At 72.0% G+C, this 13,670-nt stretch carries 17 protein-coding genes; 13 read left to right on the plus strand and 4 right to left on the minus strand.

The genetic code is table 11. The features are described 5' to 3' along the window. Positions 1-36: 36 nt before the first annotated feature. From ABT296_RS10055 to ABT296_RS10080, 6 genes are all read left to right on the plus strand, one after another. Entirely contained in the window at positions 37-1,044 is a 1,008-nt protein-coding gene (locus ABT296_RS10055) for an ABC transporter permease (protein ID WP_351925263.1), read from the plus strand. After that, positions 1,041-2,138, plus strand: coding sequence for an ABC transporter ATP-binding protein (locus ABT296_RS10060; protein WP_351925265.1), 1,098 nt, complete (start codon positions 1,041-1,043; stop codon positions 2,136-2,138). Before ABT296_RS10055 ends, ABT296_RS10060 begins: the two co-directional genes overlap by 4 nt. Further along, positions 2,135-3,421, plus strand: coding sequence for an ABC transporter ATP-binding protein (locus ABT296_RS10065; protein WP_351925267.1), 1,287 nt, complete (start codon positions 2,135-2,137; stop codon positions 3,419-3,421). The genes ABT296_RS10060 and ABT296_RS10065 overlap by 4 nt, the downstream gene beginning before the upstream one ends. Positions 3,422-3,498: 77 nt before the next feature. Further along, positions 3,499-4,155, plus strand: a complete 657-nt coding sequence (locus ABT296_RS10070) for a trimeric intracellular cation channel family protein (RefSeq protein ID WP_351925268.1) — start codon at positions 3,499-3,501, stop codon at positions 4,153-4,155. A gap of 81 nt (positions 4,156-4,236) precedes the next feature. Beyond that, on the plus strand, positions 4,237-5,088 hold the full coding sequence (locus tag ABT296_RS10075; protein WP_351925270.1) for a thioesterase family protein: 852 nt from the start codon (positions 4,237-4,239) through the stop codon (positions 5,086-5,088). Between the two features lie 75 nt (positions 5,089-5,163). Next, on the plus strand, positions 5,164-5,553 hold the full coding sequence (locus tag ABT296_RS10080) for a hypothetical protein (protein ID WP_351925272.1): 390 nt from the start codon (positions 5,164-5,166) through the stop codon (positions 5,551-5,553). A gap of 93 nt (positions 5,554-5,646) precedes the next feature. On the opposite strand, the gene ABT296_RS10085 is transcribed toward ABT296_RS10080, so the two are convergent. Beyond that, positions 5,647-6,276, minus strand: a complete 630-nt coding sequence (locus ABT296_RS10085) for a TetR family transcriptional regulator (protein WP_351925274.1) — start codon at positions 6,274-6,276, stop codon at positions 5,647-5,649. A gap of 134 nt (positions 6,277-6,410) precedes the next feature. On the opposite strand from ABT296_RS10085, the gene ABT296_RS10090 reads away from it, so the two are divergent. The 3 genes from ABT296_RS10090 to ABT296_RS10100 all read left to right on the plus strand — a co-directional run bounded on the left by ABT296_RS10090 (position 6,411) and on the right by ABT296_RS10100 (position 8,171). After that, complete coding sequence (locus ABT296_RS10090; protein ID WP_351925276.1) at positions 6,411-6,575, plus strand: hypothetical protein; 165 nt, start codon at positions 6,411-6,413, stop codon at positions 6,573-6,575. Between the two features lie 34 nt (positions 6,576-6,609). Continuing rightward, a complete protein-coding gene (locus ABT296_RS10095) occupies positions 6,610-6,876 on the plus strand; it encodes a DUF4190 domain-containing protein (RefSeq protein WP_351925278.1) in 267 nt (88 codons plus the stop codon). Between the two features lie 131 nt (positions 6,877-7,007). Then, complete coding sequence (locus ABT296_RS10100; RefSeq protein ID WP_351925280.1) at positions 7,008-8,171, plus strand: cysteine desulfurase family protein; 1,164 nt, start codon at positions 7,008-7,010, stop codon at positions 8,169-8,171. Between the two features lies 1 nt (position 8,172). On the opposite strand, the gene ABT296_RS10105 is transcribed toward ABT296_RS10100, so the two are convergent. Continuing rightward, complete coding sequence (locus ABT296_RS10105) at positions 8,173-8,838, minus strand: N-acetylmuramoyl-L-alanine amidase (protein ID WP_351925282.1); 666 nt, start codon at positions 8,836-8,838, stop codon at positions 8,173-8,175. Positions 8,839-8,898: 60 nt separating this feature from the next. On the opposite strand from ABT296_RS10105, the gene mnmA reads away from it, so the two are divergent. Further along, on the plus strand, positions 8,899-10,023 hold the full coding sequence (gene mnmA / locus ABT296_RS10110) for a tRNA 2-thiouridine(34) synthase MnmA (protein ID WP_351925284.1): 1,125 nt from the start codon (positions 8,899-8,901) through the stop codon (positions 10,021-10,023). A 31-nt stretch (positions 10,024-10,054) separates the two neighbouring features. Here the strand turns inward: mnmA and ABT296_RS10115 are convergent, their stop codons facing one another. Both ABT296_RS10115 and ABT296_RS10120 read right to left on the minus strand, forming a co-directional pair. Beyond that, on the minus strand, positions 10,055-10,837 hold the full coding sequence (locus tag ABT296_RS10115) for an alpha/beta fold hydrolase (protein ID WP_351925286.1): 783 nt from the start codon (positions 10,835-10,837) through the stop codon (positions 10,055-10,057). Positions 10,838-10,873: 36 nt separating this feature from the next. After that, positions 10,874-11,197 carry a DUF427 domain-containing protein gene (locus tag ABT296_RS10120; protein WP_351925288.1) on the minus strand — a complete coding sequence of 108 codons (324 nt, stop codon included), beginning with the start codon at positions 11,195-11,197 and terminating at the stop codon, positions 10,874-10,876. A gap of 51 nt (positions 11,198-11,248) precedes the next feature. On the opposite strand from ABT296_RS10120, the gene ABT296_RS10125 reads away from it, so the two are divergent. The 3 genes from ABT296_RS10125 to ABT296_RS10135 all read left to right on the plus strand — a co-directional run bounded on the left by ABT296_RS10125 (position 11,249) and on the right by ABT296_RS10135 (position 13,670). Further along, the gene (locus ABT296_RS10125) at positions 11,249-11,788 is read left to right on the plus strand and encodes an LOG family protein (RefSeq protein ID WP_351925290.1); all 540 of its coding nucleotides are present in this window, start codon (positions 11,249-11,251) and stop codon (positions 11,786-11,788) included. A gap of 18 nt (positions 11,789-11,806) precedes the next feature. Further along, a complete protein-coding gene (locus tag ABT296_RS10130) occupies positions 11,807-12,505 on the plus strand; it encodes an SDR family oxidoreductase (protein WP_351925292.1) in 699 nt (232 codons plus the stop codon). A gap of 163 nt (positions 12,506-12,668) precedes the next feature. Continuing rightward, positions 12,669-13,670 carry a methionine synthase gene (locus ABT296_RS10135; RefSeq protein ID WP_351925294.1) on the plus strand — a complete coding sequence of 334 codons (1,002 nt, stop codon included), beginning with the start codon at positions 12,669-12,671 and terminating at the stop codon, positions 13,668-13,670.

The raw sequence follows: 13,670 nt of genomic DNA on the forward strand, positions 1-13,670 counted from the left end.
GGGCCTCGCGGCCCACGGGCGCCAGCGCCGATCCCCGTGATCTCGTATATCCTCCGCCGGACGGTCGCAGCGGTGATCCTGCTGCTGGTCGTCACCGCGGTCACCTTCGCGATCTTCTTCCTGCTGCCCCGGCTCGCCGGCCAGACGGCCGACCAGCTGGCTCAGCAGTACATCGGGAAGAGCCCCACGAAGGCCGACATCGCAGCGGTCAAGCAGAACCTCGGTCTCGACCAGCCCGTGTACGTCCAGTACTGGGACTTCATCAAGGGGATCGTCTCCGGCACCACCTATGACCTGGGCCCCACCACGGCGCAGTGCAACGCGCCGTGCTTCGGCTATTCCTTCAAGACGCACGTCGAGGTGTGGCCGCAGCTCACCGACCGTCTGCCGGTGACGCTGTCGCTGGCCGCCGGTGCCGCCGTGATGTGGCTGCTGGGCGGTGTCACGGCCGGTGTCATCTCCGCGCTGAAGCCCCGCTCGCTCGCCGACCGCACGTTCATGGGCATCGCCCTCGCGGGTGTCTCCCTGCCCATGTTCTTCACCGGGCAGCTCGCGCTGTTCCTCTTCACGTTCCAGTGGCCGATCTTCGGCCGCGAGTACGTCCCGTTCATGGAGAACCCCTCGCAGTGGGCCAACACGCTGTTCCCTGCGTGGTGTTCGCTGGCGCTGCTGTACTCCGCCATCTACGCCCGGCTCACCCGCTCGGGCATGCTGGAGACGATGAACGAGGACTTCATCCGCACCGCGCGCGCCAAGGGCCTGCGTGAGCGGAACGTCGTGGTCAAGCACGGGCTGCGAGCCGCGCTGACTCCGATCATCACCGTCTTCGGCATGGACCTCGGTCTGCTGCTGGGCGGCGCGGTGATCACGGAGACCGTGTTCTCGCTGCACGGCATCGGCGAGTACGCCGTGCAGTCCATCCGGGACAACGACCTGCCGCCGATCCTCGGCGTGACCCTGCTGGCCGCCTTCTTCGTCGTGCTCGCAAACTTCCTGGTGGACCTGTTGTACGCCGCCGCCGACCCGCGGGTGAGGCTCTCGTGACCGAACTGTCCAAGACCGCTGCCGCCGTGGGGGAGCCCGTCAAGGGCCCCTCCGACGCGCCCACGGCCTTCCTCGAAGTCCGCGACCTCAAGGTGCACTTCCCGACCGACGACGGCCTGGTCAAGTCCGTCGACGGGCTCAGCTTCAAGCTGGAGAAGGGCAAGACGCTCTCCGTCGTCGGCGAGTCCGGCTCCGGCAAGTCGGTCAGCTCGCTGGCGATCATGGGTCTGCACCGGCTCGGCGCGCGCGGCAAGAACGTGCAGATGTCCGGCGAGATCTGGCTCGACGGCAAGGAACTGATCTCCGCCGACCCGGACGAGGTGCGCCGGCTGCGCGGCCGCGAGATGGCGATGATCTTCCAGGACCCGCTGTCCGCGATGCACCCGTACTACACGATCGGCAACCAGATCGTGGAGGCGTACCGCGTCCACAACGACGTCAGCAAGAAGGTGGCGCGCACCCGGGCCATCGAGATGCTCGACCGCGTCGGCATCCCGGAGCCCGCCAAGCGCATCGACGGCTACCCGCACGAGTTCTCCGGCGGTATGCGCCAGCGCGCCATGATCGCCATGGCGCTGGTGAACAACCCCGAACTGCTCATCGCGGACGAGCCGACGACCGCCCTGGACGTCACCGTCCAGGCGCAGATCCTCGACCTGATCCGGGACCTGCAGAAGGAGTTCGGCTCCGCGGTCGTCATCATCACCCACGACCTCGGCGTCGTCGCCGAGATCGCCGACGACGTGCTCGTGATGTACGGCGGCCGGTGCGTGGAGCGCGGCCCGGTCGAGGACATCTTCGAGCGGCCGCAGCACCCCTACACCTGGGGTCTGCTCGGCTCGATGCCCCGCATCGACCGCGAGACCTCCGACCGGCTCATCCCGGTCAAGGGCCAGCCGCCGAGCCTCATCAACGTCCCCTCGGGCTGCGCGTTCCACCCCCGCTGCCCGTACGCGGACGTCCCCAAGGGCGATGTCACCCGTACCGTGCGCCCCGAGCTCGCGCAGGTCGCCACCGGACACTTCTCCGCCTGCCACCTCTCGCCGGAGGACCGCACGCGGATCTGGACCGAAGAGATTGCGCCGAAGCTGTGAGTGAGACGAAGAAATCGGACGTGACCGTCCCGGCACAGGCGTCGGCCCCCCTCGCCGAGCGTGACGTGCTCCTCAAGGTCCAGGGCCTGGAGAAGCACTTCCCGATCCGCAAGGGCGTGCTCCAGCGCCAGGTCGGCGCGGTCAAGGCGGTCGACGGCATCGACTTCGAGGTGCGCAAGGGCGAGACCCTGGGCGTCGTCGGCGAGTCGGGCTGCGGCAAGTCGACGATGGGCCGTGTCATCACCCGGCTCCAGGACCCGACGGGCGGCTCGATCCACTTCGAGGGCAAGGACATCACACGGCTGAGCCCGGCCGGGATGCGTCCGCTGCGGCGGGACATCCAGATGATCTTCCAGGACCCGTACGGCTCCCTGAACCCCCGGCACACCATCGGCTCGATCGTCTCGGCGCCCTTCCGGCTCCAGGGCGTGGAGCCCGAGGGCGGGGTGAAGCGGGAGGTCCAGCGTCTGCTGGAGCTGGTGGGCCTGAGCCCCGAGCACTACAACCGCTACCCGCACGAGTTCTCCGGCGGTCAGCGCCAGCGCATCGGCATCGCCCGGGCGCTCGCCCTGAAGCCGAAGCTGGTCGTCGCGGACGAGCCGGTCTCGGCGCTGGACGTGTCGATCCAGGCGCAGGTCGTGAACCTGATGGACGACCTCCAGCAGGAGCTCGGCCTGACGTACGTGATCATCGCGCACGACCTGTCCGTCGTCCGCCATGTCTCGGACCGGATCGCGGTGATGTACCTCGGCAAGATCGTCGAGCTCGCCGACCGCACCTCGCTGTACGAGTCCCCCATGCACCCGTACACCAAGGCGCTGATGTCCGCGGTGCCGGTGCCGGACCCCAAGCGCCGGGGCGCCAAGAGCGAGCGCATCCTGCTCCGCGGTGACGTGCCCTCGCCGATCGCGCCGCCCTCCGGCTGCCGTTTCCACACCCGGTGCTGGAAGGCCACGGAGATCTGCAAGACGACCGAGCCGCCGCTCCTGGAGCTGCGCCCCGGCCAGCAGGTCGCCTGCCACCACCCGGAGAGCTTCGAGGACCAGGCCCCGCAGGACACCGTCCTGCTGAGCGCCGCGAAGAAGGCCGCGGAGCTGGTGGCCGACGAGGTGCTCGCGGAGTCCGCGGAGACCTCGGCGGCGGTGGCCGCGGCGGTCGCGGAGGAGTCCGGGACGGATTCCGCCACTGACTCCGCCACCGAGGAGCCGGTGGGCGCGTCCGCCGAGACGTCGTCCGAGACGTCCTCCGAGGAGCCGGAAGCCACGGGCAAGACCGACAAGTAAGACCAGTAATACAAGTGAGACCCGGCCCCCGCCTTGCATTGCAAGGCGGGGGTTTGGTCTCGGGTGAGAATGGCGGGGTGCTCCAGCAACTCTTCACCCCGTCCGTCCAGCACACGCTCGACCTGATCGGCATCTTCGTCTTCGCCATCTCGGGCGCCCTGCTGGCGGTCCGGAAGAACTTCGACGTCTTCGGCATCGCCGTCCTCGCCGAGGTCACCGCCCTGGGCGGCGGCCTCTTCCGGGACCTGGTCATCGGCGCCGTGCCGCCCGCCGCCTTCACCGACCTGGGCTACTTCGTGACCCCGATGTTCGCGGCCCTCCTCGTCTTCTTCCTGCACCCGCATGTGGAGCGCATCCAGACCGGCGTGAACGTCTTCGACGCGGCCGGCCTCGGCCTCTTCTGCGTCACCGGCACGACCAAGGCGTACGACTACGGCCTCGGCCTCACCGCCTCCGCCGCCCTGGGGCTGGCCACCGCGGTCGGCGGCGGTGTGCTGCGCGACGTGCTCGCCAACGAGGTGCCCTCGCTGCTCCGCTGGGACCGCGACCTCTACGCCGTGCCGGCCATCGTCGGTGCCTCGATGACCGCCCTGTGCATCCGCTACGACGCGCTCACGCCGGTCACCAGCGGGATCGCGGTGGTCACGGCGTTCGTGCTGCGGCTGCTCGCGATGCGCTACCACTGGCGGGCGCCGCGGGCCTGGAACCGGCGCTCCACGGTCCGCGAGGAGTAGCCGTCCCTCGTCCGCGGGTGGCGGGGGAGTGCCGGGCTAAAAAAGCTACCGCTTAGTAGGTGGTTGTTGTACGGTTCATCCATGCCAGAAGCAGCGCCCACGCAGGCCACGATCGGTGACAGCGAGTTCGACCGCGACACCGCCCTCACCCGGCGCGAGCCCGGGGTCTACGACATCGACCTGTCCGACGGCTGGACCATCATCAACGCCGTCAACGGCGGCTATCTGCTCGCCGTCCTCGGTCGCGCGCTCGCGGACGCCCTGCCGCACGCCGACCCCTTCACCGTCTCGGCGCACTACCTGACCGCCTCCCAGCCCGGCCCGGCGGTCGTGCGCACCTCCGTGCTCCGCTCCGGCCGCACCCTGTCGACCGGCCAGGCCTCGCTCCTCCAGTACGACGAGCAGGGCCGGGAGGTCGAACGCATCCGCGTCCTCGCCTCCTACGGCGACCTCGACGCCCTGCCCGACGACGTCCGTACGACGGCCCTGCCGCCCGCGATCCCGCCGATGGGCCAGTGCTTCGGCCCGCAGGACAGCCCCGCCCCCATCCCCGGCAGCTCGGCCATCACCGACCGCCTGATGATCAAACTGGACCCCGCGACTCTGGGCTGGGCCCTCGGCGCCCCCTCCGGCAAGGGCGAGATGCGCGCCTGGTTCGGGCTCGCCGACGGCCGGGACGCCGACCCCCTCTCGCTGCTCCTGGCGGTGGACGCGCTGCCGCCGACCGCCTTCGAACTCGGCATCAAGGGCTGGGTCCCGACCGTGGAGCTGACGGTCCACGTCCGCTCCCGCCCGGCCCCGGGCCCGCTGCGGATCTCGGTCACGACCCGCAACCTGGCCGGCGGCTTCCTGGAGGAGGACGCCGAGGTCTGGGACAGCGCGGACCGTCTGGTCGCCCAGTCCCGGCAGTTGGCCCGGGTCCGCCTCGGCTGACTTGGAACTCCCTTTGCCCTGCTGACAGGTTGAGGACAGCCGAGCCCCAAGCGGGCCCTAAGTGCGATTGGTTGAGTGCCGCATCTCAGCACTCCCTCATCGTTCCTGGAGCTGTCCTTCATGATGCGTGCGCGTCTCGTCCCCGCGGTGGCCCTGTTCGTGCTGGCCCTGCCGGTGCTGGCGGCCTGCGGTTCCGGTGACTCCTCGTCGTCCTCCGGCACGGGCGACTCCGCCGAGAACTGCCAACGGCCGTCCGGGATGCCGAGCGGCGGGCCTTCGGGGATGCCGAGCGGGGCGCCATCGGGGATGCCGAGCGGTGGTCCTTCGGGGATGCCCAGCGGGATGCCGTCGGGCATGCCGTCCGGGGCGCCCTCCGGGATGCCGGGCGGCGGCCCCGGCGGGGGCGGCCAGGGCGGCTGCGGCGGGCCCGGCGGCGGCCAGGGCGGGCAGGCTCAGCAGGGCTGACGCGCGCGGCGTAGGTGACACAGGGGCGGCGCATCCGGAACCGGGGCGCCGCCCAAGTGCGTGCGTACGGCGAGGAGTCGGCGCTCCCGCGGTTCAGCCGAGCCAGTGCCGGCGGCCGATGCTGATGAGCCGCATCCGCCGTACCGCGATCCTCGTGACCCGCTCCCGCTCGCTCTCGGCGCCCTCCTCCAGCGTGTCCAGGAAGAGCGAGGCGGTCATGAGCATCTGGTCGACGTAGAGGTTGGCCAGCATCAGCAGGTCGTCGTCGCTCCAGCCCCCGGACAGCGGGTCCTTGGCGAGCTCCTGCCTCAACTCCTCGCCGAACCGGGCGAGCTGGTCCTGGATCGCCTCCCGTACCGGCTGGACCCCGCCGTGCCGCTCGCGGGCGATGAAGCGGACGTGCGCGGGGTGCGCGGCCACATGACCGGCGATCAACTCGACGGCCCGGGCGATCCGTTCGTCGGGATCGCCGTCGGAGGTCACGATGACGCGGATCATGGCGTGCAGGCTGCCGAGCGCCTCCTCGACCAGGGCGATCCCGAGGTCCGCGGTCGAACGGAAGTGCCGGTAGAAGGCGGTGGGGGCGACACCGACGGCGCGGGTGACCTCACGCAGGCCCAGACTGCTCAGGCTCTGCTCCTCCAGCAGCGCCAACGCGGCGTCCAGGAGCGCCTGTCGGGTCTTCTGCTTCTGCGCCTGCCGGATACCGAGGGTGTGACTCATGCCATGCAGTTAACAACTGTTCTCCGGAATTGAAAAGCCGTCGGACAGGTTAGACTCACAAGTCAGTGGACAACTGTAACTACAACCGTTCACCGAAACGTCGCGAAACGCATTCCGGAGGGGGATCCCGTCCCATGCTGTTCCTCGTCGCCGCGCTCCTGCTGCTGGGTGTCGTCATGGGCACCGTGGCCCACGCGCCGCTCGGCTTCACCGTCGTCGCCGCCCTCGTCATCGCCGTCTGGCTGGCCGTCTTCGCGCTCCGCGAGCGCCACGCCCGCCGCCGGCCGACCCCGCACTGACCGCCCCGCCGCCCCGCTCAGGGAGTTGACCCACATGCAGCTCACCGCCCCGACAACCCGCCGCCCGGCCGTCCGGGACGCCGACGGCATGGCCGTTGCCTCCTTCATCCTCGGACTGGTCGGCCTGCTCGTCCTCAACCTCCTCCTCGGGCCGATCGCCATCACGCTGGCCGCCGTCGCCCTCTGGCGCGGCACCGCCCGCCGGGGCCGCGCCTTCCTGGGGCTCGGACTCGGCGTGGCCGACCTGGTGGTCCTCCTGGCCTTCATGCAGGCGGACGGCACGGTGTCCTGGAGCTTCTGACGGCTCCCGGTCCGGCACCGGCGTCAGCCCCCGCCCGGGCCCCGGCCGCGGTGGGCGGTCCGGGGCGGCCGGGGCCGACAGCCCCGCCCGCAGCCCGGGCCTGCCACGAGGCCCCGTAGAATCGCCTCACCATGGCTTACCTCGACCACGCCGCGACCACGCCGATGCTTCCCGAGGCGGTGGAGGCGCTCGCCGCGCACCTGAGTGTCACGGGCAACGCCTCCTCCCTGCACGCGGCGGGCCGCCGCGCCCGCCGCACCGTCGAGGAGTCCCGCGAGACCCTCGCGGAGGCGCTGGGCGCCCGCCCCAGCGAGGTGGTCCTCACCTCCGGCGGCACCGAGGCCGACAACCTCGCCGTCAAGGGCCTGTACTGGGCCCGCCGCGACGCGGACCCGGCCCGCACCCGCGTCCTCGCCTCACCCGTCGAACACCACGCCGTCCTCGACGCCGTGCACTGGCTCGGCGAACACGAGGGCGCCACCGTCGAGTACCTCCCCGTCGACCACCACGGCCGGGTCCACGCCGAGGCCCTGCGCGAAGCCATCGCCCGCAACCCCGACGACGTGGCCCTGGCCACCGTCATGTGGGCCAACAACGAGATCGGCACCGTCCAGCCGGTCCGTGAACTCGCCGACACCGCGGCCGAGTTCGGCGTCCCGCTGCACGCGGACGCCGTCCAGGCGTTCGGCCAGCTCCCCGTCGACTTCGCCGCCTCCGGGCTCGCCGCCATGACCGTCTCCGGCCACAAGGTCGGCGGACCCTACGGCATCGGCGCGCTGCTCCTGGGCCGGGACCAGGCCCCCGTACCCGTGCTGCACGGCGGCGGCCAGGAACGCCAGGTCCGCTCCGGCACCCTCGACGTCCCCGCCGTGGCCTCCTTCGCGGTCGCCGGCCGGCTGGCCGCCGAACGGCGCGAGTGGTTCGCCCGCGAGATCGGCGCCCTGCGCGACGAACTGATCGCCGCGGTCCGCTCCGCCGTCCCCGACGCGATCCTCGGCGGCGACCCCGTCGACCGGCTGCCGGCCAACGCCCACTTCATGTTCCCCGGCTGCGAGGGCGACTCCCTGCTGCTCCTGCTCGACGCCCAGGGCATCGAGTGCTCCACCGGCTCCGCCTGCACCGCCGGCGTCGCCCAGCCCAGCCACGTCCTGCTGGCCACCGGCACCGACCCGGACCTGGCCCGCGGCACCCTCCGCTTCTCCCTCGGCCACACCTCCACACCGGCCGACGTCGAAGCGGTCGCCAAGGCGATCGGCCCCGCGGTGGAACGCGCCAGGGCGGCCGGGCTGACCTGAGTCAGGCGATCGCCGTACGGGCCCTGCGGACCAGCTTCATGTAGCGCTCCCAGTCCCAGTGTTCGCCGGGATCGGTGTGGTCCGTGCCCGGCACCTCGACATGGCCGATGATGTGCTCGCGGTCGACGGGTATCCCGTAGCGCGCGCATATCCGGGCCGTCAGCCGCGCCGAGGCGGCGTACATCTCGTCCGTGAAGCCCTCCGGACGGTCCACGAACCCCTCGTGCTCGATGCCGACACTGCGCTCGTTGTAGTCGCGGTTGCCCGCGTGGTACGCCACGTCCAGCTCACGGATCATCTGCGTGACATGGCCGTCCTTGCGGACGATGTAGTGCGAGGCCGCGCCGTGCCCCGGATCCTGGAACACCTGCACGGCGCTGTCGAAACTGCCCTGGGTGACATGGATGACCACCATGTCCACGCCGTAGTCGTCCGGGCGGTCCGCCCGCCGCCAGTTCGCGTCCGACGCGGCGACCCACCGCGCGCCGGCGAAGTCCACCTCGCCCTCCTTGCGCGGCTTCTCCACGCCCGGCAGCCGCCACCACAGCCGCCCCAGCTCGTCCCGCGCCAGCACACCGGTGCCCACCGCGGCCGCGGCGCCACCGATCAGCAGCGCCCGCCGCCCGATGCGCCGGTCCGTGTCCTTGGATGCCTTCCTCGCCCCCATGTGATCGTCAACGGATACCCGGCGGCCCCGGTTCCCGCGGCCCCGTACTCTTGAGGAGTTATGACTGACACCCCGCAGCGCCCCCTCCGCGTCCTCGCCGCCATGTCCGGAGGCGTGGACTCCGCCGTCGCGGCCGCCCGCGCCGCCGAGGCCGGCCACGACGTGACCGGCGTCCACCTCGCGCTCTCCGCGAACCCCCAGTCGTTCCGCACCGGCGCGCGGGGCTGCTGCACCATCGAGGACTCCCACGACGCCCGCCGCGCCGCGGACGTCATCGGCATCCCCTTCTACGTCTGGGACCTCGCCGACCGCTTCCGCGAGGACGTCGTCGAGGACTTCGTCGCCGAGTACGAGGCGGGCCGCACCCCGAACCCCTGCCTGCGCTGCAACGAGAAGATCAAGTTCGCCGCGCTGCTGGACAAGGCGCTCGCGCTCGGCTTCGACGCGGTCTGCACCGGCCACTACGCGCAGGTCGTCACCCTCCCCGACGGCAGCCGCGAACTGCACCGCGCCTCCGACATGGCCAAGGACCAGTCGTACGTCCTGGGCGTCCTCGACGACCGGCAGCTCGCGCACGCCCTCTTCCCGCTCGGCGACACGGTGACCACCAAGGACGAGATCCGCGCCGAGGCCCAGCGCCGCGGGCTCGCGGTCGCCAAGAAGCCCGACTCCCACGACATCTGCTTCATCGCCGACGGCGACACCCAGGGCTTCCTCGCCAAGCGGCTCGGCCGCTCCGAGGGCGACATCGTCGACGAGTCCGGCGCCAAGCTGGGCACCCACGAGGGCGCGTACGGCTTCACCATCGGCCAGCGCAAGGGGCTGCGCATCGGCAACCCGGCCGCCGACGGCAAGCCGCGCTACGTCCTCGACATCTCCCCGGTCGACAACACCGTCACGGTCGGCCCCGCCGCCGCCCTAGACGTCACCGCCCTGCGCGCGATCCGGCCCCGCTGGTGCGGCACAGCCCCCACCGGACCCGGCACGTACACCGCGCAGCTGCGCGCCCACGGCGGCGAGACCGAGGTCCGCGCGGAACTCGTCGACGGCACGCTGGAGGTCTCCTTCACCGAGCCGGTCCGCGGGGTCGCCCCCGGCCAGGCGATCGTCCTGTACGACGGCACGCGCGTGGTGGGCTCCGCGACGATCTCGACGACCACGCGCGCGACAGCGGGCGCGGTCTGACCGGTCCGGCACACCGGCGGCGGCGCGGCGCTCAGCCGCCGAAGAACTCGGCCAGCACCGGCCCGAGGACCTGTGGGTCCACCATGTGCGTCTGGCCCGCGAGCGACCGGTAGGTGCCGTGCGCGGCGGCCCGCGCGACCGACTGCGCCGCCTCCCGCATCCACAGCGGGCTCGCACCGCCCGCGACCGCCAGCACCGGCACCTCGACCGACGCGATCCGGGCCTGCGGCACCCGCCCGTCGCCCAGCACGGACGCGTCGTGCGCGAGGCTCGGCGCGACGACCTCCATACCGGCCCACATGGGGGACTGGCGGGCCCCCTCGATCATCGGCTCGGCGAGCCCGGTGAGCCTCAGGAACAGCTCCACCGCCTCCCCCCGCCGGCCCGCGCCCAGCGCCTCGGCCAGCCGCTCGGTGTACTCCGCCCACTGCGCCCGGCCGCCCTCGTCCATCACGAACGGCGTCTCGTACACGGCCACCTGACGCACCGGCAGCCCGGCGGCCGCCGCCTCCAGGGCCAGCGCCCCGCCCGAGGAGACCCCGCACAGCGCCGCCTCCCCGCCCACCGCCTCGATCAGCGCCGCGAGATCCTCGACCTCCCGCGCCACCTCGTACGGCTCGGAACCGCCGCTCGCGCCACGGCCCCGGCGGTCGTAGACGGCGACGGTGAACCGGTGCCCCGCGAGGGACTCGGCCAGGGGCGCGAGGGTCGCGCCCGTGGACATCGCGCCGCTGACGAGGACGACCGCCGGCCCGTCACCGGTGACGTCGTACGCGAGGGAGGTGCCGTCCTGCGAATTGGTCTTGTGTCCCATGCCCGACAGCCTGCCATCGCATACGGAACTAATCGGTCACAACACCTCTACTTCGTAGAAGCACAGGTGGCCCTTGATCTCCGCGACGTCCGGCTTGGGGTCCGGGTACGCCCACACCAGATCCGCGGCGTCCGGCAGCGACCAGTAGGAGGCCGTGCCCTTGAACGGGCAGTAGGTGTGCGTGTCGGAGGGGGTCAGCAGGTCGAGCCGCACGTCCTCGGCCGGGATGTAGTAGCGCGCCGGACAGCCCGTCTCCCGCAGGACGAGCGGCCGGTCGCTCTCCGCGAGGACCTGCTCGCCGTGGACGGCCCGGACCCGCCGGGTGCCCCGCTCGATCGTGATCGTGTGTCCTTCAGCCATGGTGGTTGCAGCGCCCGCGGGCCGTCCGTTCTTCCCGCGTACGGTGGCCGCATGCGAATCTGTGTCTTCCTCTCCGCCGCCGATCTCGACCAGCGCTACACCCGCCCCGCGCGGGAGTTCGCGACCCTGCTGGGCAAGGGCGGCCACACGCTGGTGTGGGGCGGCTCCGACACGGGGCTGATGAAGGTCGTCGCGGACGGCGTCCAGCAGGCCGGCGGGCGACTGCTCGGCGTGTCGGTGGACTTCCTCGCCGCCAAGGCCCGGCCGGACGCCGACGAGATGGTCTTCGCCAAGGACCTCGCCGAGCGCAAGCGGCTGCTGCTGGAGAAGGCCGACGCGGTGGTGGTCATGGTCGGCGGCACCGGCACCCTCGACGAGGCCACCGAGATCCTCGAACTGAAGAAGCACGGACACACCGACAAGCCCGTCGTGCTGCTCAACACCGAGGGCTTCTACGACGGGCTCAAGGAGCAGTTCCGCCGGATGGAGGACGAGGGCTTCCTGCCCCGGCCGCTGACCGACCTGGTGTTCTTCGCCGAGGAGCCGGTGGGGGCGCTGGCGTACCTGGAGGAGAGCCAGGGCGTGGAGTGACCGCCGGCGGGTGCGACGATGGCGGGCATGGCTATTCATGTGATCACCGGGGCCGGCTCCGGAATCGGCGCGGCCGTGGCGCGGCGGCTGCACGCGCGCGGGGACGAACTCGTGCTCCACGCGCGCGACGCCGGGCGGGCCAAGGAGCTGGCGGCGCGGTTCCCGGGCGCGCGGACCCTGGTCGGTGACCTGGCGGACCCCGACAAGCTGTCCTGGGCCTTCTCCCACCAGTCGCTCCCGGACCGGGTGGACTCCCTGCTGCACATCGCCGGCGTCGTCGACCTCGGCCGCGTCGGCGACCTGACGCCCAAGTCCTGGCGCCACCAGCTGAACGTCAACCTGATCTCACCGGCCGAGCTGACCCGGCACCTCCTGCCGCAACTGCGGGCCGCCCGCGGCCACGTGGTCTTCGTCAACTCGGGCGCGGGCCTCAACGCGCACGCCGACTGGTCCGCCTACGCGGCCTCCAAGCACGGCCTGAAGGCCCTCGCGGACTCCCTGCGCCACGAGGAGCACGCGGCCGGCGTCCGCGTCACCTCGGTCTACCCCGGCCGCACCGCCAGCCCGATGCAGGCGAAGGTCCACCAGCAGGAGGGCAAGGAGTACGACGAGTCGAGGTGGATCGACCCCGAATCGGTCGCCACCACGATCCTGACGGCCCTGGACCTCCCGAGAGACGCCGAAATCAACGACCTGACAGTCCGACCGGGTTGCTAGTCCTTCCAGGCCGTCCGGCGTACCCCCAGCCCGTCCGGCGATTGAGGACAAGGCCCCTTCAGGGCCGAAGCGGGGGTCCGGGGGCGCAGCCCCCGGGGTCGGGACGGGAAGGGGCGGCGGGGGCGAGAAACCCCCCGCCCCCCACCTACGTAGGCTTCACCAGGTGAACGCACACTTCAGCCTCGCCCCCGCCACCGGCATCGGCTCCATGCCCGGCACAGACGCCCGCGAGGCCGCCAAAACGGTCACCGGCTCCTTCGAGGACTTCCCCCACCTCCCCGAACTCCCCGCGAGGGGCCCCGGCGCCGACATGATCGGCCGAACCGCGGGCCTCCTCGTGGAGCTGTACGCCCGGGTGGAACCCAGCGGCTGGCGCATCGGCGACCATCCGGGCCGCGACACCAAGCGGGCCCGCTCCTGGCTCGGCGAGGACCTCGACGCACTGGAGGAGTTCACCCAGGGCTACGAGGGGCAGCTCAAGGTGCAGGCCGTCGGCCCGTGGACGCTCGCCGCGGCCCTGGAGCTGAGGAACGGCCAGGCGGCCCTCTCCGACCCCGGCGCCTGCCGCGACCTCGCCGCCTCCCTGCAGGAGGGCCTGCGCCAGCACCTCGCGGAGGTGAGCCGCCGCATCCCCGGCGCCCAGCTCGTCCTCCAGCTCGACGAACCCTCCCTCACCGCCGTCCTGCGCGGCCGGGTCAGGACCGCCAGCGGCTACCGCACGCACCGCGCCGTCGACCGCCAGATCGTCGAGGCCACCCTGCGCGACGTCGTCGGGGTGCACGCCGAGGGCCCCGTCGTGGTCCACTCGTGCGCACCGGACGTCCCCTTCGCCCTGCTGCGCCGCGCGGGCGCCGCAGCCGTCTCCTTCGACTTCTCCCTTCTCACCGAGCGTGACGACGACGTGATCGGCGAGGCGGTCGAGTCCGGCACCCGCCTCCTCGCAGGTGTCGTCCCGGGCACGGACGGCCCGTTGTCGGACCCTGCCGGTAGCGTCATGGGTGTCAGAACGCTGTGGCGCAGGCTGGGGCTGCGACCCGGGCTCCTCGCGGAGTCCGTCACGCTCACCCCGGCGTGCGGTCTCGCGGGCGCTTCACCCGACTACGCCCGCAAGGCCCTCGCCCACTGCGTCCGGGCGGCGAGATCCCTCGCGGACAACCCTGAGTAA

It is taken from the genome of Streptomyces sp. NPDC000983 (assembly GCF_040299205.1).
GTDB lineage: Bacteria > Actinomycetota > Actinomycetes > Streptomycetales > Streptomycetaceae > Streptomyces.